Here is a 22,591-nt window from a genome sequence, read left to right as displayed (position 1 = left end):
GCTTTCTAGAGCCAGTAAGTAACCGCAAGCAAGCCGACACCACCCAGTACCAGAGTGTAGGGCAGCGCCATGAAGACCATGCGCCCGTAGGACAGTCGAACCAGCGGCGCGATCGCCGAGGTCAGCAGGAACAGGAACGCCGCCTGACCGTTTGGTGTGGCGACGCTTGGCAGGTTGGTGCCGGTGTTGATGGCAACGGCAAGCCGCTCAAATTGCTCCAGCGTGATCTCGCCAGCGTCCAGGCTCTGCTTGACCTCGCTGATGTAGACGGTAGCGACGAAGACGTTGTCGCTGATCATCGACAAAACGCCGTTGGCAATGAAGAACATGCTGGGCTGCTGCTCAGGCGGCAGCGCGAGCACCGCATGGATGATTGGGCTGAACAGGTGTTGCTCGTGGATGACCGCGACAATGGCGAAGAACACCACCAGCAGCGAGGTGAAGGGTAGGGCCTCCTGGAAGGACTTGCCGATCTGGTGTTCATCGATGATGCCGTTGAACGAGGCGATAAGAATGATGACCATCAGGCCGATGAAGCCAACTTCGGCCAAATGCAGCGCCAGACCGATCACCAGCAGAATGGCGGCAATGGCCTGCACCATCAGGGCGGCTTTCTGTTGTGCCTTGCGTTTGGCCTGTTCTGCTGTGGCGAAGTCCTCGAGGACTTTGCGAACCGGGCGTGGCAGGCGGGCGCCATAGCCGAACCAACCGGTTTTTTCCAGCAGCAGGCAGGTCAGCAGACCCGCGGCCAGAACCGGCATGCTGACCGGTGCCATCAGTTTGAAGAACTGAATGAAGTCCCAGCCTGCTACCCCCGCGATCAGTAGGTTCTGTGGCTCGCCAACCAGGGTGCAGACGCCGCCGAGTGCCGTGCCTACGGCACCGTGCATCAGCAGGCTGCGCAGAAAGGCGCGGAACTCTTCCAGGTGCTCGCGGTGCAGCGGGTTCTCATCGGGGTCTACGCTGGCGCCATCGCTCGGCCCGGCTGAGGCGACCTTGTGGTAAACGCCGTAAAAGCCGACCGCCACGGTGATGATGACTGCCGTTACCGTCAGGGCGTCGAGGAAGGCAGACAATACCGCGGCAACCAGGCTGAATAGCAAGGCCAAGGCTGACTTTGATCGTACACCGAGAATCAGCTTGGTGAAGGTCAGCAGCAACAGATCCTTCATGAAGTAGATGCCGGCGACCATGAACATCAGCAGCAGAATCACCGGGAAGTTACCCAAAACCTCTTTGTAGAGTGCTTCAGGCGAGGTCATGCCGATGGCCAGGGCTTCCATGGCAAGCAACCCGCCGGGTAGCAGCGGATAGCACTTGAGCGCCATCGCAAGCGTGAAGATGAACTCGATGATCAGGAGCCAGCCCGTCAGGTAGGGGCCAAGCAGCCACATCGCCAGTGGATTGAGCAGCAGGAAGGCGATAATCGTGCGCTTATACCAGCCGGGCGCCTGGCCCAGAAAGTTGTGCGCCAATGCCGGTAGGATGGCTTCAGACATGTTGAAAGTCCTGTTTCAATGGGGAAAGTGCGTCGAACAACTCCCTGCGTACCGCTCCTGGCGGCAAGGGGCTGTTCGACGTGCTCTCATCGGCTCGCGGCAAGCATAAACCACCCGTGCCGTAATGGCTGCCCCGTCGCAGGTCTTTGTTAGCCCTACTTTGGGCGCGGCCCAGTAGTCCAAGCGCGTCGCATTTTCAGTATCTTAGGCGCGCTTGCTGAGTATTTGGTTATGGAGTTTAACTGTTAGCTTGATATAGTCATGTTAATGCAATTATTCCAAGGAGGTGTCTGACCTGGATCAGATTCGGGTCGGACGCCTGTTGTTACCTACAAGAAAAAGGTCGCATATGCCGGATTACAAGACGCTGCTGGTGGAACAGGTGGGCAAGGTCGCTCATGTTCAGATCAACCGTCCGGAAAAGATCAACGCCATGAATCGTGAGTTCTGGCTGGAGATCATCGAGGTGTTCAACTGGATCGACGAAACCCCGGAGGTGCGTTGTGCCGTCATTTCCGGCGCCGGCAAGCACTTCTCGGCGGGTATCGATCTGCAGATGCTGGCCGAGGCCTCCAGCGGCATGGACCAGGATATCGGGCGCAAGGCCGAGGCGATTCGCCGCAATGTGCTGCAGTTGCAACACTCTTTCAATGTCATTGATCGTTGCCGTAAACCGGTGATTGCCGCCATTCATGGCTATTGCATCGGCGGCGCTATTGACCTGATTTCTGCCTGCGACATGCGTTACAGCACCGAGGACGCCAGCTTTTCGATCAAGGAGATCGATATGGGAATGGCGGCTGATGTGGGGACGCTGCAGCGTTTGCCGCGCATCATTGGCGATGGCATGATGCGGGAACTGGCCTATACCGGTCGCGCGGTCGATGGCCACGAGGCTGCTCGTATCGGCTTGGTCAATCGAACCTGGAGCGATCACATTCAGCTGATCGCCGGGGTCATGGAGTTGGCACAGACAATTGCCTCGAAGTCGCCGCTGGCTATCCGCGGCACCAAGGAAATGATTCGCTTCAGCCGTGACCACAGTGTTGAGGATGGACTGAACTATATCGCCACCTGGAACGCCGCGATGTTGCAGTCCGATGACCTCAAGGCTGCGGTCATGGCGCATATGAGCAAGCAAGCCCCCAAGTTTGCAGACTGATCGACAATCGCGCTACGCAGGGATGGTGGGAGACTGAATGCCATGTTGACCGGTACCACTTCACTGGATCTTGTCAGGGACGAACTCTTCGCCAGCATGGGTGAAGTGGAAAACCTGCTGCAACAGTTCCTCGAAGATCGCCAGAACGGCAGCCTGCTGCAGCAATCAATAGAAGGGCTGCAGCAGCTGCGCGGTACGCTGGCGTTGATCGAACTCAAAGGAGCAGCGCTGCTGCTCGACGAGATGATTGGCTTGGCGATGGACATTCCTGTCCATGACGGCGATGAACGCAATGCGCCGTTATCCGCCCTGTGTGATGCGCTGTTTCTCTTGCAGCGCTATCTGGATCAGGCACGGCAGCAAGGGGGCGAACGCCCCGAGCTGCTATTGCCGATGATCAACCAGATGCGCGCACACCGCTCGGGTGTACCGCCGCTGCCTGACGGTCACTTTTATCCATTGCCGGTTGCTGGCCTGCCTGCCGGGTTCCGTCCAGGCTCGAATGAAGCTGGTGATGCCAAGGTGTTCGGCCGCCTGCGGCAGATGTATCAACTGGGTTTGCTGGGGTTGCTGCGTGATGACGGGCTGGCTGCTTCGATTCCGCTGATGCAGCGCTCGTTGTCTCGTTTCGAAGCTGGCCTGAACTCGCGTATGGCGACATTGTGCTGGGTCGCTGGTGCGGCGTTGGAAGCACTTGAGCAGACGCCATTGAATCTGACGCCGATGCGCAAGAAGCTGTTTGCTGCGCTGGATCGCGAGATTCGCAATGCACTGGCTTCCGGTGCCAGTCACCGACTGAATGAGGGGTTGCTGCGCGAGCTGCTCTATATGGTGGCGCTGGCGGATCCCAGCTGTGATCGCTGTGTCGAGGTCAGTACGGCCTACCAGCTGCCTGATCCCGGATTTACCGAGTATGAGCTGAACGAAGCCTTCGCCCGTCTCCATGGTCCCGGTATTGACGTGATGCGCTCGGTAGCCGAAGCGCTGCGAGAGGAAGTTAACGCGATCAAGGATCTGCTGGATCTGCTGGCGCGCAATGCCGGCGATTCCGATCAGTCTCTGGAGAGCCTGTCTTCCGGCCTGGATCGGCTCTGGAAGACACTGGCGATGCTTGATCTCAAGGCAGAATCGGACGCCATCAGTGCGATCAGCGGCCGCCTTGATGACTGGCAACCGGGGCGGCTTGATGTGCTCGAGCAGGTTGCTGATGCAGTGTTGCGTGCTGAAACGGCGGTGAATCGACTCGACTCTTCGCTTTTCGGCGGCGAGTCGACGTCGGGTGATAAGAGCGAATTTGGCGAGCCGCTGGAGCTCAAGGAAGCCCGGATTGTGCTGATCGAGGAGTCTCAGGCCGGGTTGGCACTGGCCAAGCGGGCTATTACCGCGTACATGGAATCGGGCAACGATGCCATGCACCTGCTCAATGTTCCGCCGTCACTGGAAACGGTGCGCGGTGGTCTGGTGTTTCTGGGCATGGGCCGTGCCGCCAGGATCATCAACATGGCGGCACGCTTCATTCGCGAAACGATGCTTGAGCGCAAACAGGTGCCTGCCGACGCTCAGCTTGAGGTGCTGGCCGATGCGCTGACCAGCATTGAGTTCTATCTGGAGTCCGCCGAGCGCGCGACCGTGACGACCGCTGATGTGCTTGCGCTGGCGGAAGAGAGTATGGCCGAACTGGGATACGCTGTATCGGGGAATGCGTCCGAATGAGATCTTTTCGTGTGTTTCAACCTGCCACCCAGCTGAGTGTTGAGTCGCAGCGCGATGGCATTGTTGTGGTTTTTTACCAGAACCAGTTCGCGATGTACGACGGCAGTCTGCTGCACGACCCCGACCAGGCCATGTACTTCGGTGACGTCGAGCATCGCCTGCCGCTTGGGCTGGTGGATGGTCGGCCCTGTCAGCTGATTTACCTGAGCGATAGCCTGGATACGCCCGGTCTGAGCTGGCATGGCTTGCGTACGTTGGTTGGACAGGTAGACGACCAGTTGTTTCGTCTGCTAGGTGTTGCTCAGCAACTTAACGCCTGGTACCAGAGCCACCGCTTCTGCGGCTGCTGCGGCGACCCGATGCAGCCGCGCGAAGAGGAGCGGGCGATGGAATGCGTGCGCTGCCAGCGGCGTGAGTATCCTAAGCTGGCGCCCTGCATCATCGTCCTCATCACGCGTGGCCGTGAGGTGTTGCTGGCGCGTTCGCCGCACTTTCCGCCGGGTTTCTTTAGTACCCTGGCGGGCTTCATTGAGCCGGGTGAGTCGGTGGAAGAGTGTCTGCACCGTGAAGTGAAGGAGGAAGTCAATCTTGAGGTCTGCAACCTTGAATATCTTGGCAGCCAGAGCTGGCCGTTCCCCAATTCGTTAATGCTGGGCTTTCACGCCGAGTATGCCGGTGGTGAGATTATTCCCCAGGAAGGAGAAATCGAAGAAGCCTACTGGTGCTCGATTGATGACCTGCCGAAGATTCCGCCGCGCGGCACCATCTCGCGATGGCTGATCGATTGTTATCTTGCACGTCAGGCGGGCGTCGATCAGCCGCCGGTGCCGGCCTGATTTCGGCGAGGAGCCAATATGCAATTCCTAGGACTGGCCCTGATTGCTGCTGTTGTTGCCGCGCTGCTGGTATTGCTGGCGCTGAGACAGGGCTGGCGAATGAACTGGCTGGGCGGATGGCTGCGCGGCAACCTGTTGCTGGCGTTGCTGGCACTGGCGGCGGTTGTCGGTCTGGCTGCGTGGGACGTCCAGCACTTTCGGGTGATCGAGAGCAAGGTGACTGCGGGCACCCTGACATTTACCCAAGTCGCGCCTCAGCACTATGAAGCGGTGATCTCCGGGCCTGAAGGTGAACAGAAAGTCAGTCTGGCTGGTGATCTGTGGGAGATTGAAGTGCAGGTGTTGCGCTGGCAGGGTTTGGCTTCGGTGATTGGACTGGAAGATGGCTACCGTTTGCACCGGCTACTGGGCCGCTACCTGGCGCTGGAGCAACAGCGCGATGCCAGCAGTGGACTGTCCGCGAATCTAAACCCGACACCGGCGTGGCGCGATGTCTGGGTTTGGGCGGATCGGCTGAGCGGGCGCTCGCTGGTTCAGGCCGATGCGTTTGAGGTGCGCTTTGTGCCGCTGGTTGATGGAGCTCGTTTCTCGCTCGATATCGGCCCTACCGGGCTGACGCCGGAACCCTTGAATGCGCAGGCCAAGGCGGCGATGAAGCGCTTTCAGTAAGCGCTGTGTGGTGACAAAAAAGGCTGCCCGAGGGCAGCCTTTTTTAGTGTCGCCGGTGGATCAGGCAAGCATGCCGCCGTCGACGTTGATTGCGGCGCCAGTGGTGTAGCTGGAAGCATCGCTTACCAGGTACAGAACGGTGCCTGCCATTTCAGATGGGTCAGCGGCCCGTGCCAGCGGGATGCGCTCCAGCGCGGGCTTGAGGATGGCGTCGTTGGTAGTCAGGGCTGAAGCGAACTTGGTGTCGGTCAAGCCCGGCAGCAGTGCGTTGCAGCGGATACCGAACTGGGCGGTTTCTTTTGCGAACACCTTGGTCATGTTGATGACTGCGGCTTTGGTGATGGAATAGATGCCTTGCAGTTGGCCAGGAACCACGCCGTTGACCGAGGCAACATTGAGGATGTTGCCGCCGCCATTTTCGCGCATCAGCTTGCCCGCTTCGACCGACATGAAGAAGTAGCCACGGATGTTGACGTCAACAGTCTTCTGGAAAGCGCCCAGATCGGTGTCCAGCACGTTGCCGAAGTAGGGGTTGGCAGCGGCGTTGTTGACCAGAATGTCCAGCTTGCCGAACTGCTCGCGGATGGCTGCGACGGTAGCCACGATCTGATCCATGTCACCAATGTGGCAGGCCAGTGCAGAAGCCTTGCCGCCGGCGGCAACGATCGCGTCGGCAACCGCCTGGCAGTCGTCGATCTTGCGGCTGGAGATGATCACGTGTGCACCCTGTTGGGCCAGCAGCTTGGCGATGGCCTCGCCGATACCGCGGCTGGCGCCGGTTACCAGGGCAACTTTGCCGTCCAGATCGAACAGTTGGGTCTTTTGCATGGTGGTTCCTTGTTGTCTTGCTGCCCCGGCTCACGAGGCTGTCAGTGGGTGCCGGTCAGTTGCTTATGGCAAGCTGTCTGCGACACGGCGTGACCGCCTAATCTAATGCAGTGGCAGGGTGCGAACAAGAGAACCGCGGATCAATCAGGGGTGGTGTTGCCCGCTCATTGTGTTGATCAATGGGGTAACCGGATACGCGGTGAGTTTAGCTGAGCGTTGCTGTCTCCGGACCTTGTAGCGCCTGCTGGCGAGCCTGCTGCAGCATGTGCAGGGTGACCTTGCGCACCTCGGCCTTGCTGGCCTCGATATGCTCAAGCAACAGTTGCTGGGCTGCCTGCAGGTTGCCGGCGTTGATCTGCTGCAAGATCATGGCGTGTTCCTGGTACGTCTTTTCCAGTCGCTCTGCGCGCTCAAAGTCCAGCTTGCGAATGACCCGTATGCGTTCACAGATGTCCGCGTGCAAGCGGGTCATTTCACTGTTCCCGGCGGCCTCGACCAGCCGGCAATGGAAGCGCTCGTCCAGCATGAAGACGTGATCACCTTGGGTATGTCGCTGCGCCGGTGGGACTGCCCACAGGTCATGCAGTTCTGTCAGTACCTCGTGCGCCACCGGTCCGGAGTCGCCCGTGCAGAGGCGGCGTACCGCCTCCATTTCCAGCACGATACGCAGCTCATATAGCTCCTCGAACCGGGCGAAGTCGAAGGCGCGAACCTGCCAGCCGCTGCGAAAGCGCACCTCCAGATAGCCTTCGCGCTCCAGCTGATAAAGCGCTTGGCGCACCGGCGTGCGGCTGGCGTCCATGCGCTCGGCGATCTCGCTTTCCGAGAAGCGATCGCCCGGGAGCAGGCGAAAGGACAGGATGTCCTCCTTAAGTTGGCTGTGGATGCGTTCGGCGAGATTTTCTCGCCGGGCTGTCGTCCTGGCGGGCTGGTTTAGCTGCATGCGATGCCTCGCTCAGGCTGCGTTCAGACTGGCGATGAACGCGCGCCAACCGCCGAAGCCGGTGATGTCGCGGGCATTGGCCAGTGCGGCCGGTTCACAGATGAAACCTTTCACCCAGCGACCATCCGCCAGCTGCAGGTTGCCGATCCCCAGTGGCGGCGGGATCTCGGCGACGAACTCACCGAAGCGGGCCAACGGGATGTCCCACAGCTCGACTATGATCTGTGCGCCATCCTGCGCGACGCGAGCCAGGCCCGGCTTGGGTGGGACAGTGCCCGGCAGGGCATACAAGCGGTACTCCGGGCAGGTCAGGGTTTGTTCGACCAGCACGGCGTCGCGACTGGTCAGCTGGAAGTTCAGCGGCATGCCGGTGAGGTGAGCGCCAACCACGGCAACCCGCACGCTGCCAGGAGCCTGATTGGCCTGCGGCGCGGTTGGGCAGGGCTTCTGGGTCGCACCCAGCGGGAGCGCCTGGGCCTGCTGCCAGCGTTTGCCCAGCTCGGCCAGGGCGTGATCGTACCAGGCCGGTGCGATCAGGGTGACGCCAGCGGGTAAGCCGTCTTCGCGGAAGCCCGCAGGGATGGCCAGGGCGCTGAGATCGGCCAGGTTGGTGAAGTTGGTGTAGGTACCGAACTGGCTGTTGTAGAGCACCGGTTCATCCGCCATTTCGCTGATACGGCGAATGGTCGGGGAGGTTGGCACCAGCAGCGCGTCAAACTCGGCCAGGATCAGGTTGATCCGGCGCGACAGCTCGGCGCGGATGTACTCTGCCTGATAGGCATCACAGGCACTGTACCGGTAACCGCCTTCGACAATGCTCCGCACCACCGGGTCCATTTTGTCCGGGTCCATGTCGCCGACGGCGACGGTACGCTCAGCGACCCATGAGCCCTGATAAAGCTGGGCCGCCAGATCCGCGAATGGGGTGAAGTCGACCTCGACCAGCTCTGCGCCAAATGCGCGCCACTTTTCCAGTGCGACTTCATAGGCAGCCTGCATCTGGCCGTCACCGAAAAACTCGGGACTGGCCGGGATGGCCAGTTTCGGCCTGACCGGCAAGCCGACTGGTGCGGTGCATGGGTTGGCGCGGCTGTAGGCGTCGCTGGGGTCAAAGCCGCCGGCGATGGTGGCGACTGCCTGGGCGTCGGCAACGGTCAGGGCGAACACCGAGATGCAGTCGAGTGTGCGGCACGCCGGTACCAGTCCGGTATTGGATAGCCAGCCACGGGTCGGCTTGAGGCCGACGATATTGTTGAAACCGGCCGGTACACGGCCAGAGCCGGCGGTGTCGGTACCGAGCGCAAAGGGCACCAGGCCGCGGGCGACCACGCTGGCCGAGCCGGAACTGGAGCCGCCGCTGACGTAATCGGGATTGAAGCTGTTGCTGACAGCACCATACGGGGAGCGAGTGCCGACCAGGCCGGTGGCGAACTGGTCCAGATTGGTCTTGCCAATCAGAATGGCGCCGGCCGCTCTCAGGCGGGCAACCACGGTGGCATCAGTATCTGCCTCGTGGGCAAACGCGGGGCAGGCTGCGGTGGTGTTCCAGCCCGCCGCGTCGATGTTGTCCTTGATGGCAAAGGGGACGCCGTACAGCGGAAGCGACTCGAGTTTGCCTTCCACCTGTTGCAGTTGCTCATCCAGCGCTGCGATCTGTGCACTCAGCTGGACCTCGCTGATAAGGCTGATCCAGGCGTTGTCGTTGCTGTCCAGTTCGTTGCGCAGGCTGCCGAGCAATTCCGCAGGAGACTGCTTTTCCTGTTGGTATGCCTGTTGCCAGTCGGAGAGGGTGAAGCCGAGGGTGTGTTGCGTCATGTCTGAATACCATCTTGGATACAAGTTGGTATTTGCAGAGCAATCGTCATGCCTGTTTTTAATAATCTATTAAAAACATAGGGTTATATCGTTCTTCAGGGTTGGGTTTGCCGCTGATAGGGTGAGGATTGCGGAGTGCTGGTGCAGGTGAGGGGCGGTATGAGCGATTGTAGTGCAGAGGCCAGGCAGGCGCCGACCAGCGGCAACCTGCCTGCCTTCATGCGGATCAGGCCGGGAACAGTTCGCCCAGCTTGAGTGCCAGCATCATGTCACCTTCGGCGCGCAGTTTACCGCCCATGAAGGCCTGCATGCCGTCAGTTTCACCGGTCATGACGCCAACCAGGGTTTCTTTGTCCATGATCAGGGTAACGTTCGGATCGGCTGCTTCGCCTTGAGCCACTGCGCAGGTGCCGTCCTTGACGGTAACGTTGAAGTTCTCGTCGTCGGTGATGTTGAACTGGAATACCAGATCCAGACCGGCTGCAGCGGCTGAGTTGAACTTGGATTCCATTTGGCTGGTGATTTCTGCAACGGTAGTCATCGGTGGTTCCTTTGGTGGTTAAGGGCAGGGCGCGGGATGCGCCGTGCGAATCATCTGAAGCTGATCCATTCAGGTTGCTGGTGGATCTCAAGGTGTGCTCGGCTGTTGAACGACGCCAGGCTCAGCTTGTCTGCGCGATATTGCAGTCGGCTTACAGATGTATTCACGATCTGCCAGTTCAGTTCGAATGCGCTGGTGGCTGGCATGTTCGTGATCAGTTGCAGGGCGGCGGTTATGGTGCCACCCGAGGCGAATATGGCAATGTTCTGCCCGCTGCCGCTATTGGCGCTGATGACCCGGCGCAGGCCGTCAGCTACCTGATCAACGTAGCTTTGCCAGGAAGGGCAGTCACTGCGTTCGCTGGTATCGGTGATCCAGAGCGTCACGGCGCGGCTGAACACGCGCTGAAATTCTTTGCGGAACTGGCCTGCGTTCTGCAGATAGTATTCGGCGTCAGGAATCGCTTCGAGTACCTGCGGCAGGTAGCTTTCGACCACTTGATCGGAGTGGTATTCATTGAAGGCGGCGTCATTCTGAATCACCAGGTTGGGTTGATTCATGGCGTCGAGCGCGTATCGCCCGGTATCGATCTGACGCTGCAAAGTACCCGCATAGCAGGCATCAAACTGCATGCCCAACTGGTGGAAATGCTCACCGCATAGTTGCGACTGACGAATTCCCAGCGGAGAAAGGACGTCATAGTTGGCAGCGCCAAGCGATGCCTGTCCGTGCCTGATCAGGTAAATACTGCCCACAATCTACCGCCTTGTAATGATTTGTATACGGAGGTTAGGGCTAAGCTCGCGAGGCTGTCAACCGAAAATCATACGCCCGTTTGAATTTTCCTCGGGCGGCCTGCACCCCGGTCTTTGCGATCCTGTATGCTTGCTCTCCAGAGCAGTCGAAACAGACATTGGAGAGCACTGTGGAATGGTTTGATCAGTATGTCTATTTCCTCGCCAAAGCCTTGACGGTGCTGGTGATCGTGGTTGTGATTCTGGTAATGATCGCGGCCACCAAGGCGCGTGGCAAGCGCGCCGAAGGTACGTTGAGCGTGAACCGCTTGAATGACCGGTTGCAGCGGATGCAGGAGCAGTTGAGTCTGATGGTGCTCAGCAAGAGTGCGCGCAAGGCGCAGCAGAAGGCACTCAAGCAGCAGGCCAAGGCCAAGGCGAAAGAGGACGATCATGATGAGAAGGGCCGGGTCTATGTGCTCAACTTTCACGGTGACATCAAGGCCAGCGCGCTGGAAAACCTTCGTAACGAAGTAACAGCGGTGCTTGAGCTGGCCCGGCCGCAGGATGAAGTGGTGGTTCGGCTGGAGAGTGGCGGTGGTATGGTGCACGCTTATGGTCTGGCATCCTCTCAATTGGTTCGGGTGCGTGAAGCAGGCATTCCGCTGACCATTTCCGTCGACAAGGTCGCGGCCAGTGGCGGGTATATGATGGCGTGTATCGCTGACCGGGTGCTGGCGGCGCCGTTTGCCATGCTCGGCTCCATCGGTGTGGTGGCCCAGTTACCCAACTTCAACCGCTTGCTGAAGAAGCACGATATTGATTTCGAGATGCTGACGGCGGGCGAGTACAAGCGCACACTGACTGTATTCGGTGAAAACAGTGACAAGGCGCGCGAGAAGTTTCAGGATGATCTGGAAAATATTCACGGCCTGTTCAAGCAGTTTGTAGCGCGTTACCGCCCTAGCCTGGATGTCGAAGCCGTCGCCACTGGCGAGGTCTGGTTTGGTAGTGAGGCGCTGGAACGAGGCCTGGCCGATGAGATCAAAACGAGTGATCAGTACCTGTGCGAACGGATAAAACAGGCCGATGTGTTTGAAGTGCAGTTTGAGCAGCGCAAGCGCCTGCAGGACCGGTTGTCCGGCGGGCTGGCGCAGGCAGCAGACCGGTTGTTGCTGACCTGGGCATCGCGCTTCAACAATCAACGATTCTGGTAGGAGTGGATATGTCTGAATTCAAGGCGTTGGTGGTATCTGAGCAGGATGGCCGTTATGTCAGCGAGATCAAGCAACGGCACGTTGATGAGCTGCCAGCTGGTGACGTGCTGATTCGCGTGCGCTACTCCTCCCTGAACTATAAGGATGCGCTCTCGGCCACTGGCAACAAGGGCGTCACCCGCAATTTTCCGCACACCCCCGGCATTGATGCGGCCGGTGTGGTGGAGGCCAGCTCGGTGCCTGAGCTGGTTGCTGGTGATGAAGTCATTGTCACCGGTTACGATCTGGGTATGAACACCTCCGGAGGGTTCGGTCAGTACATTCGTGTTCCGGCAGGTTGGGTAATCAAGCGTCCGGAAGGGCTGTCATTGCGTGACAGCATGGTTCTGGGTACGGCAGGTCTGACCGCCGCGCTGTGTATCGACAAGCTGGAGCAGGCCGGTTTGGCGCCGGGCCAGGGGCCGGTACTCGTAACCGGCGCTACGGGTGGGGTTGGCAGTATTGCTGTGGCAATGCTGGCTTCACTCGGCTACGAGGTGGCTGCCTCGACCGGCAAGGCCGATCAGGTGGATATGCTCAAGGGTCTGGGTGCCAGCCAAATCATCGATCGCGCTGCGCTGTCGGCGGGTGTCGAGAAGATGTTGCTGAAGGAGCAGTGGGCCGGCGCGGTAGATACCGTTGGCGGCGATATCCTGTTTAACGTGGTCAAGTCCCTGCGTTACGGCGCCAGCGTGGCAACCTGTGGAATGACGGCTGGCGGCGGGTTTGCGGCCAGCGTATTCCCCTTCATCCTGCGCAACGTCAACCTGTTGGGTGTCGACTCGGTTGAATTGCCACTGGTGGTCAAGGCGTCCATGTGGGATCGGTTGTCGCTGCAGTGGAAAACCGATTTGCACAATCTTGAGCGCGAGGTGACGCTGGATCAGTTGCCTGCCGAGATTGAACGCATCCTGGGCGGTAATATGGTCGGCCGGGTAGTTGTCAATCTGAGCTAATCCGCTATTTCCTGCGGGCAAAAAAAAACCGGGGCATTGCCCCGGTTTTTTATCTGCGCCTCAAGCACGGCGCCGGAACAGCGGTAACGGCTGATCCGTTGCGGCCTGGTAGCAGTTGGAAAAGTCTTTCAGACTTTCCAGTGCCTGCTCGGCATCGCGGTCCGCACGCAGGTCAAAGGCATCAAAACCACAGCGCTGCATGAAGAACAGTTGGTCGCGCAGTACATCGCCGATGGCGCGTACCTCGCCCTTGTACTGGTAACGATCACGCAACAGGCGGGCGTTGGAGTAATTGCGACCGTCACTGAAGACCGGGAAGTTCAGCGCGATCACCTGGAACTGATCCAGATCGCCGGCAATGCTTTCCACTTCTTCGTCGCTGTCCAGCCACACACCCAGACCACCGTCACGGGCTTTCAGCGCGTGGGCATGCTCCAACCAGAGTGCCAGCGGGACGATGATGCTGTCGCTGTTGGGCAGCCCGTCCAGTGTGGCGTCCTTGTCGAGAAGGTGCCAACTGTCGTTGACGACTTCACCGTTCTTAATTAGCCGCTGCATACACGCGCTCCTTGAAAGGTGCCATGCCGATACGCTTGAACGTATCGAGGAACTGTTCTTCGGGGGTGCGGTTTTCGATGTAGACATCGATCACCTTGGTCATCACGCTGGGCATGTCTTCGGCAGAGAAAGACGGGCCGAGGATCTGGCCGATGCTGGCGTCGCGGCCGCTGTTGCCACCGAGGGAGACCTGATAGAACTCCTGACCTTTCTTGTCGACACCCAGTACGCCGATGTGACCAACGTGGTGGTGACCGCAGGCGTTCATGCAACCGGAGATATTGAGGTCCAGATCGCCGATGTCGTGCAGGTAGTCCAGATCATCAAAGGTGCGCTGGATGGCTTCGGCAATCGGAATCGATTTGGCGTTGGCCAGGGCGCAGAAATCGCCGCCGGGGCAGCAGATGATGTCGGTCAGCAGGCCGATGTTCGGCGTTGCAAAGCCGTGCTTGCGGCAGGCTTGCCACAGCTCGTACAGGTCGCTCTGGCGCACGTCGGCCAGCACCAGGTTCTGCTGGTGGGTAACGCGCAGTTCGCCGAAGCTGAACTGGTCGGCCAGATCGGCAATGGCTTCGAGCTGCTTGTCGTCTGCATCGCCCGGGGCAACGGCGGTCGGTTTCAGCGAGAGGGTTACCGCAGCGTAGCCTGGCACCTTGTGCGCCTGGACGTTGCGCATGGCCCAGTTGTTGAAGCCTTTCTCGGCTTCACGCTTGGCCAGGTAGTCGGCGTCGTCACCGCTGAACTGCTCGTAGGCAGGGGCGGAGAAGTGGCCGGCAACGCGCTCCAGTTCCTGCTGGGTCAGGGTGGCCGGGCCATCCTTGGTGTGCGCCCATTCGGCGTTGACCTTCTCGGCGAAGACCTCGGGGGTCAGCGCCTTGACCAGAATCTTGATGCGCGCCTTGTACTTGTTGTCACGACGGCCATAGCGGTTGTACACACGCAGAATGGCGTCGAGGTAGGTCAGCAAGTGCTGCCACGGCAGGAATTCGCAGATCTGCGAGCCAACCATGGGGGTACGCCCCAGGCCGCCGCCGACCAGTACGCGGAAACCGATCTCACCGGCTGCGTTGCGAACGACGTTCAGGCCGATGTCGTGAACACCGATAGCGGCACGGTCCGCTTCGGCGCCATTCACGGCAATCTTGAACTTGCGCGGCAGAAAGGCGAATTCAGGGTGGAAGGTTGACCACTGACGAATGATCTCGCACCACGGGCGCGGATCGACCAACTCATCGGCGGCAACGCCGGCGAACTGGTCGGTGGTGGTGTTACGGATGCAGTTGCCGCTGGTCTGGATGGCGTGCATCTGAACTTCGGCCAGGTGGGCCAGAATGTCCGGCACGTCTTCCAGTGCCGGCCAGTTGAACTGGACGTTCTGGCGGGTGCTGAAGTGGACGTAACCCTTGTCATACTTGCGGGCGATAAAAGCCAGCTTTCTAACCTGTTTGGCCGAGATCAGGCCATAGGGAATGGCCACCCGCAGCATCGGGGCGTAGCGCTGAACGTAGAGGCCGTTTTGCAGACGCAACGGCAGAAACTCTGTTTCGCTCAATTCGCCGGCAAGAAAACGGCGGGTCTGATCGCGGAACTGCCTTACGCGGTCCTCGACGATCTGCTGATCATATTCGTCGTAGATATACATACAGAAACCTGTTCATGGGGTGCTGTTGACCCCTTCTTTAGTCATGACCCTTCAGGCTTGGGCGGGCAGACAATAGCAGTTTTTGAATATGCACAAAAGGAATGTTTATCTATATCTTTAGATTGAAAATGCACATAAAAAGCCGCCTTGTGAGGCGCTGGGGAATGGTCTTAACTGGGGTTTGAGTCCATAACAACAATCAAGGAAAACTCGTCATGGCAGATCCGCAAACGCAGAACACCGAATCCTCGCTCGATGCGATTGCCGCCATCGCCCTGATCATGATCGTCGTGATTGCTGCGATCTTCTGGGTCAGTGGTCAGTAAGGACGTCGTCAAACGCCGGCTAGGTGCAGCACCAGTTTAACCACGCCGAGTACGATCAGCACAAACAGTAGCGTAAAGGTGATGCCCAGCACGATGAAATGGCTGGGCTTGCCTTTTGCAAAGTCGCGTTCCCGGGCGCGGTTGCTTTGTACGCCCAACGCTGCGGCAAGCACACTTTGCAGCGTGTCGCGCAGGCGCATTGGCTCTTCGTTTTGGGGCTTGTCCTGTGAGTCGTTCATACTGCCTCCACGGTGTCCGTCTTCAGCAGCTTAGTCGTACCCGCAGGCTTGTGCAGGTCAGATGTCGATTCTGGCCCAGTGTCGGCGTCGCCACATGATGGCAAAGATCAGTGAATTGATGCAGCGGTGAACGGATTGCAGCAGCCAGACCACCAGTAAACTACCACCCATTGCTGGCCCCATTACGTAGGCGCAGGGCAGAAATAATAGCCATTGGGTGCCAAAGTTGACCCCCATTACGGTTCGGCTGGCACCCGCTCCCAACAGGGCCTGGGTCAGGACCAGTGCAGTGGCATCCAGGCTCATGCCCAGACCAGTGATGCGCAATGGCCACTCGCCGAGGGCAATCAGGTTCGGATCAGAGGTGAATAGCCCGAGGATCAGGTGCGGTGCCAGCCAGAACGGGATGCCAAGCAAAAAGAGCGTTACCCCCGCCACTCGTACCACGTCCCAGCCCCAGCGATAGGCCTGCTCCTGATCATTCTGGCCCAGGCTATGGCTAACCAGGGTGGTCGCGGCCATGCCGAGGCCGACGCCGGGCAGGATGAGGAACAGCGCCAGGTTGATCAATACATGAGCGACGGCGAGTTCGTCGGTGCCGATCTGCGCGATGATCCAGAACAGGGTGGTGATGCCAGTGGCGAAAAGAAACTGCTGCAGCGAGTTCGGCAGCGCCAGACGCAGCATGGCGCGAATGTCTCGCCAGCGGGGACGGGCACGCAGGAAGCCGTGGTCACGGCCGCTGCGCCAGGTGGCTGCAAAATAGAGCGCGGAGCCGATCAGCATGGCGATTGCGGTGCCGGCTCCCGAGCCTTCCGCGCCCATTTCGGGCAGGCCGAAACGGCCGAAAATCAGGCCATAGCTGATGCCAATATTGGCCAGATGCATGACGACCAGTATCTGCAGGTAGCGGCCTGAATGATGAGTGCCGTTCCAGTAGCCGCGGAAGGCGAAATTGGCACCTACGGCGGCTATCGCCAGTACCCTCCACTGAAAGTAATGCGTGCCGACCTCAACGACGGCCGGGTCGTCGGCAAGAAAGCGGATGATGGCGTCGGCCTGGAACCAGCCAAATAGCGTGAGCGGGATGGCCAGCAGCAATGCGATCAGCAGGCCTTCGTTAAGTGGCGCGGCAATTTCGCTGGTTGCGCCGGCGCCCTTGCGGCGGGCGACCATGGCCTGCACGCCTGCGCCCAGCCCCATCACCAGCGCTACAGCCATGAAGTTGGCATAGCTGCCGAGCCCGACACCCGCCAGTGCTTCACTGCCAAGGCTGCCGACCATGGCAGCATCAATCAGATTCAGCAGGCTCTGGCTGAGCATGCCACCCATGATCGGCAAACCGAGGGTGGCAATGCTCTTGAGCCGGTCGCGTGCCGGCAGCAGGGCCATCAGTTCAGCGGTCGTAGTTCAGGTTCGGGGCGAGCCAGCGCTCGACGCTGTCCTGCTCCTGCTGTTTGCGCTGGCTGTAGGACTCGACCTGATCGCGACCGATTTTGCCGACGGCGAAATACTGGCTCTGCGGGTGCGAGAAGTACCAGCCGCTGACAGATGCTGCCGGGTACATGGCGAAATGCTCGGTCAGGTCCACGCCGCACTGCTGCTTCGGGTCGAGCAGCTTGAACAGCGTGGCTTTCTCGGTGTGATCCGGACAGGCCGGGTAGCCGGGGGCCGGACGAATGCCGCGGTATTTTTCGCGGATCAGATCGTCGTTGGCCAGGTGTTCGTCGTCGGCATAGCCCCAGTAGTTCTTGCGCACCTGCTCATGCAACCACTCTGCGCAGGCTTCGGCCAGGCGGTCGGCCAGCGCCTTGACCATAATTGCGTTGTAGTCATCGCCCTTGGCCTCATACTCCTTGGCCATTTCTTCGGCGCCGATGCCTGCTGTGGTGATGAAGCCACCGACGTAGTCGGTTTTACCGCTGTTCTCTGGGGCGACGAAGTCGGCCAGTGACATGCTGGGCTTGCCGTCCGGTTTGATGTTCTGCTGACGCAGGTGGTGCAAGCGGGCTAGCGGAGCGCCGTTCTCATCGCGCAGCTGGATGTCGTCGCCATCCACCTGGTTTGCCGGCCAGAAGCCGAACAGCGCGCGGGCTGTCAGGCGCTTCTCGCTGATGATCTTGTCCAGCAGTGCCTGGGCGTCGTTGAACAGCGAGGTGGCGGCTTCACCAACCACTTCATCTTGCAGGATGCGCGGGTACTTACCGGCCAGATCCCAGGCGATGAAGAACGGCGTCCAGTCGATATACTCGGCCAGGGTGCGCAGATCGATGTTGTCCAGCAGTTGAACGCCCTGTACTCGGGGTACCGGCGGGATGTAGTCGGACCAGTCAAGTTGCAGGCGGTTGTCGAGCGCCTGCTGGTAGGTCAGATATGCAGTGCGGGCTGAACGGTTGGCGGTGCGCTCGCGCACTACGGCGTAGTCTTCACGCACCTTTTGCACGTACCCGCTCTTCAACTCCTTGGAGAGTAGCGAGGTGGCAACGCCAACCGCACGGGATGCATCTGTAACATAGATTACAGCGTCATTGTGGTAGTGCGGCTCGATCTTCACCGCAGTGTGTGCCTTGGACGTGGTAGCGCCGCCGATCAGCAGTGGCAAGTGGAAGTCGCGGCGCTGCATTTCGCGGGCAACGTGCACCATCTCGTCCAGCGACGGAGTGATCAGACCGGACAGGCCGATGATGTCGCACTTCTCGTCGATGGCGGTCTGCAGGATCTTCTCCGCCGGAACCATGACCCCGAGGTCGACAACGTCGTAGCCGTTACAGCCCAGCACTACGCCGACAATGTTCTTGCCGATGTCGTGTACGTCGCCTTTTACCGTGGCCATCAGGATCTTGCCCTTGGCTTCCGGGGTGTCGCCTTTCTCCTCTTCAATGAAGGGGATCAGGTGGGCAACGGCCTGCTTCATGACGCGGGCAGATTTGACCACCTGCGGCAGGAACATTTTGCCGGAGCCAAACAGGTCACCGACCACGTTCATGCCGGCCATCAGCGGGCCTTCAATGACCTCGATGGGGCGTGCGCAGGCCTGCCGGGCCAGCTCGGTGTCTTCGACGATCCAGGTGGTGATGCCTTTGACCAGCGAGTGCTCCAGGCGCTTCTCGACCGGCCAGCTGCGCCATTCTTCGCTTTCCGCTTCCTTGACGCTGCCATCACCCTTGAACTGGTCGGCAATGGCCAGCAATGCCTCGGTGGCTTCGTCGCTGCGGTTGAGCACCACATCCTCGACGCGTTCACGCAGTTCAGCCGGGATCTCGTCATAGATTTCCAGCTGGCCAGCGTTGACGATGCCCATCGTCAGGCCGTTGCGGATGGCGTAGTAAAGGAAGACCGAGTGGATCGCTTCGCGCACCGGGTTATTGCCGCGGAATGAGAAGGACACGTTGGACACGCCGCCCGAGCTTAGGGCGTAGGGCAGGTTGTCACGAATGTAGGCACAGGCGTTGATGAAGTCGACTGCGTAGTTGTTGTGTTCCTCGATGCCGGTGGCGACGGCAAAGATGTTCGGGTCAAAAATGATGTCTTCCGGCGGGAAGCCAACTTCGTTGACCAGGATGTCGTAGCTGCGCTGGCAGATTTCGTTCTTGCGTGCTTCGGTGTCGGCCTGGCCCTGCTCGTCAAAGGCCATGACTACCACGGCGGCGCCGTAGCGCTTGCACAGGCGGGCGTGGTGCTTGAACTGCTCAACACCTTCCTTCATGGAAATGGAGTTGACGATGCCTTTGCCCTGAATGCACTTGAGGCCCGCTTCGATGACGTCCCATTTTGAGGAATCGATCATGATCGGCACACGGGAGATGTCCGGCTCGGAGGCGATCAGATTCAGGAACCGTACCATCGCCGCCTTGGAGTCGAGCATGCCCTCGTCCATGTTGATGTCGATGATCTGGGCGCCTGCCTCGACCTGCTGCTGGGCCACTTCCAGCGCTTCGGCGTAGTTCTCTTCACGGATAAGACGGGCGAACTTGGCGCTGCCGGTAATATTGGTGCGTTCGCCGACGTTAACGAACAGCGAGTTGCGGTCGATGGTGAACGGCTCAAGACCGGACAGGCGGCAGGCACGCGGGATGTCGGGAATAACGCGCGGCGGGTACTTCGCAACCGCTTCGGCAATCGCTTGAATGTGGCCCGGCGTGGTGCCACAGCAGCCGCCGATAATGTTCAGAAAGCCTGCGGCGGCGAATTCTTCGACTACGGTCGCCATTTGCGCCGGGGTTTCGTCGTATTCGCCAAACTCGTTCGGCAGGCCCGCGTTAGGGTGGGCGGACACGTGTGTGCCGGCCTTGTTTGACAACTCTTCCAGATAGGGGCGCAGTTCTTTGGCGCCGAGCGCGCAGTTCAGGCCGACCGAGATCGGGTTGGCGTGGCGCACCGAGTTCCAGAAGGCCTCGGTGGTCTGGCCGGACAGGGTGCGGCCGGAGGCGTCGGTAATGGTGCCGGAAATCATGATTGGCAGCTCGACATCGTCTTCCTCGAACACCTGCTGGACCGCAAAGATGGCGGCTTTGGCGTTCAGGGTGTCGAAGATGGTCTCGATCAGGATAAGGTCGGCGCCGCCCTCGATCAGGCCGCGGGTGGCCTCGGTGTAGTTCTCGACTAGTTCGTCGAAGGTGACGTTGCGATAACCTGGATCATTGACGTCCGGTGAAATCGAGCAGGTCCGGCTGGTCGGGCCGAGCACGCCGGCAACAAAGCGTGGGCGATCCGGCGTCTCGGCTGTCTTGGCGTCGCATACCTGACGGGCGATGCGCGCCCCGGCCACGTTCAGTTCGTACGCCAGGGCCTGCATGCCATAGTCGGCTTGGGATATCCGGGTGGCGTTGAAGGTGTTGGTTTCCAGAATGTCGGCACCGGCATCCAGATAGGCTTTCTGAATCTCGGCGATGACCGGACCCTGGCTGAGTAGCAACAGGTCGTTGTTGCCCTTGACGTCGCTCGGCCAGTCGGCGAAGCGCTCGCCACGGTAGTCCTCTTCCTCCAGCTTGTAGCTCTGGATCATGGTTCCCATGCCGCCATCAAGGATCAGAATGCGCTGCTGCAGTGCTTCGCGCAGGGCGGTCAGGCGGGTGCTACGGTCAGACATGGGTACTCCGGACAAGGGGGCGCTGAAAAGCCGGCAAGCATACCACGGAGCGCTTGTCGGCAGAATCTCTGCATTGTCGGTAATAACCAAGCAAAAAGGTAGGGCTTTATTCGTGTCGCTGCATCCCTTACACTTGCACCCTCAGGTCATCGAGCAAGAGGCATTTCATGGCAGGCATTACCTTTACCAAGGCAGCAGAAGCGTATTTGGCTGATCTGTTGTCCAAGCAGGACTCCGAGGGCGTTGGCATTCGGGTGTTCATCACCCAGCCGGGTACCCCGTATGCGGAGACCTGTATTGCCTACTGCAAGCCCGGTGAGGAAAAGCCTGAAGACCGTCTCATGGCGCTGGAGTCGTTCCGGGTGTTCATTGATGCCGTCAGTGAGCCTTTTCTGGAGGAAGCGCTGGTCGACTTCGCTACCGACCGTATGGGTGGCCAACTGACTATCAAGGCGCCTAATGCCAAGGTGCCTATGGTCAACGACGACAGCCCGTTGAACGACCGCATCAACTATCTGTTGCAGACCGAAATCAATCCGGGTCTGGCCAGTCATGGCGGTGACGTGAAGCTGGTCGATGTGGTTGAAGGTGGTATTGCCATTTTGCAGTTCGGCGGCGGTTGCCAGGGTTGCGGCATGGTCGATGTCACCCTGAAGGAAGGCATCGAGAAAACCCTGGTTGCGCGGATTCCCGAGATCAACGGGGTTCGCGACGTCACTGATCACAGCGTCACCGAAAACGCCTACTGCTGATCAGCCCTTGTCCTTACCGGCCTGACTGGCGCTATACTGCCGTAACCGGGCTGGCATCCTGCCAGCCCCTGAGTTTATGGTTTCGCGAGGCTTGCTATGGCAGGGGTACTGGATACGGTCGATCAGCGGACTCGTCTGGTGGGCGAGAACCGGCTGGAAATATTGCTGTTTCAGCTGGCCGGCCCCCAGCTGTTTGCTCTCAACGTGTTCAAGATTCGCGAAGTGCTCACGCTGCCGCCTCTGACCCAGATGCCCCAGCGTCACCCGCACGTTGTCGGTGTGATTCACTTGCGGGGACAGACCATTCCGGTCATCGATCTCTCCGGGGCCATAGGCCTGCAGCCGCAGAAAGTCGAAGCGGATAGCACCATCATCGTTACCGAGTACAACCTGTCGGTGCAGGCCTTCCTGGTACGTACCGTGGATCGCATTCTCAATCTCAACTGGGACACCGTGCAGCCGCCGCCGCGCGGGGCAGGGCGCGCGCACTATCTGACTGCCATTACACGGCTGGAAAACATGCGTCTGGTTGAAATCATTGATGTGGAGAAGGTGCTGGCGGAAATAGTGCCGTTCAACACCCGCGTTAGTGATGCGCTGCTCGAAGATCCGCTGCTTGAGCGTGCCCGCGGGCGTGAAGTGCTGGTTGTGGATGACTCACCCACTGGTGTGAACCAGGTGCGCGATACACTATCGCAGCTCAACCTCAAGTTGCATGTGGCGACCGACGGATTGAAGGCATTGCGGATGCTCAAGGGGTGGGCCGATGCCGGCGATGATATAAACGAGCGGCTACTGATGGTGATTACAGATGCGGAAATGCCGGAAATGGATGGCTATCGCCTGACCACCGAGATTCGCCAGGATCCGCGGCTGAAGGATCTCTACGTGGTACTACACACGTCGTTGTCCGGTAACTTCAACAAGGCGATGGTCGAGAAGGTGGGGTGTGACGGATTTCTGTCCAAGTTCCAGCCCGATCAACTGGTGGAAACCGTGCGTAAGCGGTTGCAACTTCTCGAACCCTGAATCC

19 protein-coding genes are annotated in these 22,591 nt (G+C 59.6%); 8 read left to right on the top strand and 11 right to left on the bottom strand.

All coding sequences use genetic code 11. The features are described from left to right. Window positions 1-5 precede the first annotated feature (5 nt). Window positions 6-1,499, bottom strand: a complete 1,494-nt coding sequence (nhaB, locus tag C1949_RS06685; RefSeq protein ID WP_104737692.1) for a sodium/proton antiporter NhaB — start codon at window positions 1,497-1,499, stop codon at window positions 6-8. A 349-nt stretch (window positions 1,500-1,848) separates the two neighbouring features. On the opposite strand from nhaB, the gene C1949_RS06680 reads away from it, so the two are divergent. From C1949_RS06680 to C1949_RS06665, 4 genes are read left to right on the top strand one after another with little or no spacing between them, the layout of a single operon-like run. Continuing rightward, complete coding sequence (locus tag C1949_RS06680) at window positions 1,849-2,661, top strand: crotonase/enoyl-CoA hydratase family protein (RefSeq protein ID WP_104737691.1); 813 nt, start codon at window positions 1,849-1,851, stop codon at window positions 2,659-2,661. A gap of 42 nt (window positions 2,662-2,703) precedes the next feature. After that, window positions 2,704-4,374, top strand: coding sequence for a FimL-related protein (locus tag C1949_RS06675; protein WP_104737690.1), 1,671 nt, complete (start codon window positions 2,704-2,706; stop codon window positions 4,372-4,374). Continuing rightward, the gene (gene nudC / locus C1949_RS06670) at window positions 4,371-5,210 is read left to right on the top strand and encodes an NAD(+) diphosphatase (RefSeq protein ID WP_104737689.1); all 840 of its coding nucleotides are present in this window, start codon (window positions 4,371-4,373) and stop codon (window positions 5,208-5,210) included. The genes C1949_RS06675 and nudC overlap by 4 nt, the downstream gene beginning before the upstream one ends. Window positions 5,211-5,228: 18 nt before the next feature. Continuing rightward, a complete protein-coding gene (locus C1949_RS06665) occupies window positions 5,229-5,879 on the top strand; it encodes a hypothetical protein (protein ID WP_104737688.1) in 651 nt (216 codons plus the stop codon). Window positions 5,880-5,939: 60 nt separating this feature from the next. Here the strand turns inward: C1949_RS06665 and C1949_RS06660 are convergent, their stop codons facing one another. The 5 genes from C1949_RS06660 to C1949_RS06640 all read right to left on the bottom strand — a co-directional run bounded on the left by C1949_RS06660 (window position 5,940) and on the right by C1949_RS06640 (window position 10,761). After that, on the bottom strand, window positions 5,940-6,707 hold the full coding sequence (locus C1949_RS06660) for an SDR family oxidoreductase (protein WP_104737687.1): 768 nt from the start codon (window positions 6,705-6,707) through the stop codon (window positions 5,940-5,942). A gap of 205 nt (window positions 6,708-6,912) precedes the next feature. Beyond that, window positions 6,913-7,650, bottom strand: coding sequence for a GntR family transcriptional regulator (locus tag C1949_RS06655; protein ID WP_104737686.1), 738 nt, complete (start codon window positions 7,648-7,650; stop codon window positions 6,913-6,915). 12 nt (window positions 7,651-7,662) lie between these two features. Beyond that, the gene (atzF, locus tag C1949_RS06650; protein WP_104737685.1) at window positions 7,663-9,465 is read right to left on the bottom strand and encodes an allophanate hydrolase; all 1,803 of its coding nucleotides are present in this window, start codon (window positions 9,463-9,465) and stop codon (window positions 7,663-7,665) included. Between the two features lie 226 nt (window positions 9,466-9,691). After that, on the bottom strand, window positions 9,692-10,006 hold the full coding sequence (locus C1949_RS06645) for an SCP2 sterol-binding domain-containing protein (protein ID WP_104737684.1): 315 nt from the start codon (window positions 10,004-10,006) through the stop codon (window positions 9,692-9,694). A gap of 50 nt (window positions 10,007-10,056) precedes the next feature. Beyond that, window positions 10,057-10,761, bottom strand: a complete 705-nt coding sequence (locus tag C1949_RS06640) for a histidine phosphatase family protein (protein ID WP_104737683.1) — start codon at window positions 10,759-10,761, stop codon at window positions 10,057-10,059. Window positions 10,762-10,931: 170 nt separating this feature from the next. On the opposite strand from C1949_RS06640, the gene sohB reads away from it, so the two are divergent. Next, window positions 10,932-11,957 (top strand): protease SohB, encoded by a 1,026-nt coding sequence (gene sohB, locus C1949_RS06635; protein ID WP_104737682.1) that lies wholly within the window; start codon window positions 10,932-10,934, stop codon window positions 11,955-11,957. Window positions 11,958-11,965: 8 nt separating this feature from the next. Further along, window positions 11,966-12,952 (top strand): YhdH/YhfP family quinone oxidoreductase, encoded by a 987-nt coding sequence (locus C1949_RS06630; protein ID WP_104737681.1) that lies wholly within the window; start codon window positions 11,966-11,968, stop codon window positions 12,950-12,952. A gap of 60 nt (window positions 12,953-13,012) precedes the next feature. Here C1949_RS06630 and C1949_RS06625 read toward each other — a convergent pair whose 3' ends face one another. The 5 genes from C1949_RS06625 to metH all read right to left on the bottom strand — a co-directional run bounded on the left by C1949_RS06625 (window position 13,013) and on the right by metH (window position 20,806). Further along, a complete protein-coding gene (locus C1949_RS06625; protein WP_104737788.1) occupies window positions 13,013-13,510 on the bottom strand; it encodes a DUF934 domain-containing protein in 498 nt (165 codons plus the stop codon). Beyond that, window positions 13,494-15,152 carry a nitrite/sulfite reductase gene (locus tag C1949_RS06620; protein WP_104737680.1) on the bottom strand — a complete coding sequence of 553 codons (1,659 nt, stop codon included), beginning with the start codon at window positions 15,150-15,152 and terminating at the stop codon, window positions 13,494-13,496. The genes C1949_RS06625 and C1949_RS06620 overlap by 17 nt, the downstream gene beginning before the upstream one ends. A gap of 334 nt (window positions 15,153-15,486) precedes the next feature. Then, window positions 15,487-15,717, bottom strand: a complete 231-nt coding sequence (locus C1949_RS06615; RefSeq protein ID WP_104737679.1) for a DUF2970 domain-containing protein — start codon at window positions 15,715-15,717, stop codon at window positions 15,487-15,489. A 57-nt stretch (window positions 15,718-15,774) separates the two neighbouring features. Continuing rightward, entirely contained in the window at window positions 15,775-17,109 is a 1,335-nt protein-coding gene (locus tag C1949_RS06610; RefSeq protein WP_229744343.1) for an MATE family efflux transporter, read from the bottom strand. 4 nt (window positions 17,110-17,113) lie between these two features. Beyond that, window positions 17,114-20,806, bottom strand: coding sequence for a methionine synthase (gene metH, locus C1949_RS06605; RefSeq protein ID WP_104737678.1), 3,693 nt, complete (start codon window positions 20,804-20,806; stop codon window positions 17,114-17,116). A 167-nt stretch (window positions 20,807-20,973) separates the two neighbouring features. Here metH and nfuA point away from each other — a divergent pair, with 167 nt between their 5' ends. Both nfuA and C1949_RS06595 read left to right on the top strand, forming a co-directional pair. Further along, entirely contained in the window at window positions 20,974-21,558 is a 585-nt protein-coding gene (gene nfuA, locus C1949_RS06600; RefSeq protein WP_104737677.1) for a Fe-S biogenesis protein NfuA, read from the top strand. Between the two features lie 96 nt (window positions 21,559-21,654). Then, window positions 21,655-22,587 carry a chemotaxis protein CheV gene (locus C1949_RS06595; RefSeq protein ID WP_104737676.1) on the top strand — a complete coding sequence of 311 codons (933 nt, stop codon included), beginning with the start codon at window positions 21,655-21,657 and terminating at the stop codon, window positions 22,585-22,587. Window positions 22,588-22,591 lie beyond the last annotated feature (4 nt).

It is taken from the genome of Halopseudomonas oceani, assembly GCF_002903165.1.
GTDB lineage: Bacteria > Pseudomonadota > Gammaproteobacteria > Pseudomonadales > Pseudomonadaceae > Halopseudomonas > Halopseudomonas oceani.
Note: the sequence above shows the minus strand (reverse complement) of the source record. Positions and strands in the feature narration are given on the sequence as shown.

What these genes read in the sequence shown, in the direction of transcription:
- nhaB (WP_104737692.1), bottom strand. Translation starts at nt 1,499, where the DNA reads ATGTCTGAAGCCATCCTACCGGCATTGGCGCACAACTTTCTGGGCCAG.
- C1949_RS06680 (WP_104737691.1), top strand. Translation starts at nt 1,849, where the DNA reads ATGCCGGATTACAAGACGCTGCTGGTGGAACAGGTGGGCAAGGTCGCT.
- C1949_RS06675 (WP_104737690.1), top strand. Translation starts at nt 2,704, where the DNA reads ATGTTGACCGGTACCACTTCACTGGATCTTGTCAGGGACGAACTCTTC.
- nudC (WP_104737689.1), top strand. Translation starts at nt 4,371, where the DNA reads ATGAGATCTTTTCGTGTGTTTCAACCTGCCACCCAGCTGAGTGTTGAG.
- C1949_RS06665 (WP_104737688.1), top strand. Translation starts at nt 5,229, where the DNA reads ATGCAATTCCTAGGACTGGCCCTGATTGCTGCTGTTGTTGCCGCGCTG.
- C1949_RS06660 (WP_104737687.1), bottom strand. Translation starts at nt 6,707, where the DNA reads ATGCAAAAGACCCAACTGTTCGATCTGGACGGCAAAGTTGCCCTGGTA.
- C1949_RS06655 (WP_104737686.1), bottom strand. Translation starts at nt 7,650, where the DNA reads ATGCAGCTAAACCAGCCCGCCAGGACGACAGCCCGGCGAGAAAATCTC.
- atzF (WP_104737685.1), bottom strand. Translation starts at nt 9,465, where the DNA reads ATGACGCAACACACCCTCGGCTTCACCCTCTCCGACTGGCAACAGGCA.
- C1949_RS06645 (WP_104737684.1), bottom strand. Translation starts at nt 10,006, where the DNA reads ATGACTACCGTTGCAGAAATCACCAGCCAAATGGAATCCAAGTTCAAC.
- C1949_RS06630 (WP_104737681.1), top strand. Translation starts at nt 11,966, where the DNA reads ATGTCTGAATTCAAGGCGTTGGTGGTATCTGAGCAGGATGGCCGTTAT.
- C1949_RS06625 (WP_104737788.1), bottom strand. Translation starts at nt 13,510, where the DNA reads ATGCAGCGGCTAATTAAGAACGGTGAAGTCGTCAACGACAGTTGGCAC.
- C1949_RS06620 (WP_104737680.1), bottom strand. Translation starts at nt 15,152, where the DNA reads ATGTATATCTACGACGAATATGATCAGCAGATCGTCGAGGACCGCGTA.
- C1949_RS06615 (WP_104737679.1), bottom strand. Translation starts at nt 15,717, where the DNA reads ATGAACGACTCACAGGACAAGCCCCAAAACGAAGAGCCAATGCGCCTG.
- C1949_RS06610 (WP_229744343.1), bottom strand. Translation starts at nt 17,109, where the DNA reads ATGGCCCTGCTGCCGGCACGCGACCGGCTCAAGAGCATTGCCACCCTC.
- metH (WP_104737678.1), bottom strand. Translation starts at nt 20,806, where the DNA reads ATGTCTGACCGTAGCACCCGCCTGACCGCCCTGCGCGAAGCACTGCAG.
- nfuA (WP_104737677.1), top strand. Translation starts at nt 20,974, where the DNA reads ATGGCAGGCATTACCTTTACCAAGGCAGCAGAAGCGTATTTGGCTGAT.
- C1949_RS06595 (WP_104737676.1), top strand. Translation starts at nt 21,655, where the DNA reads ATGGCAGGGGTACTGGATACGGTCGATCAGCGGACTCGTCTGGTGGGC.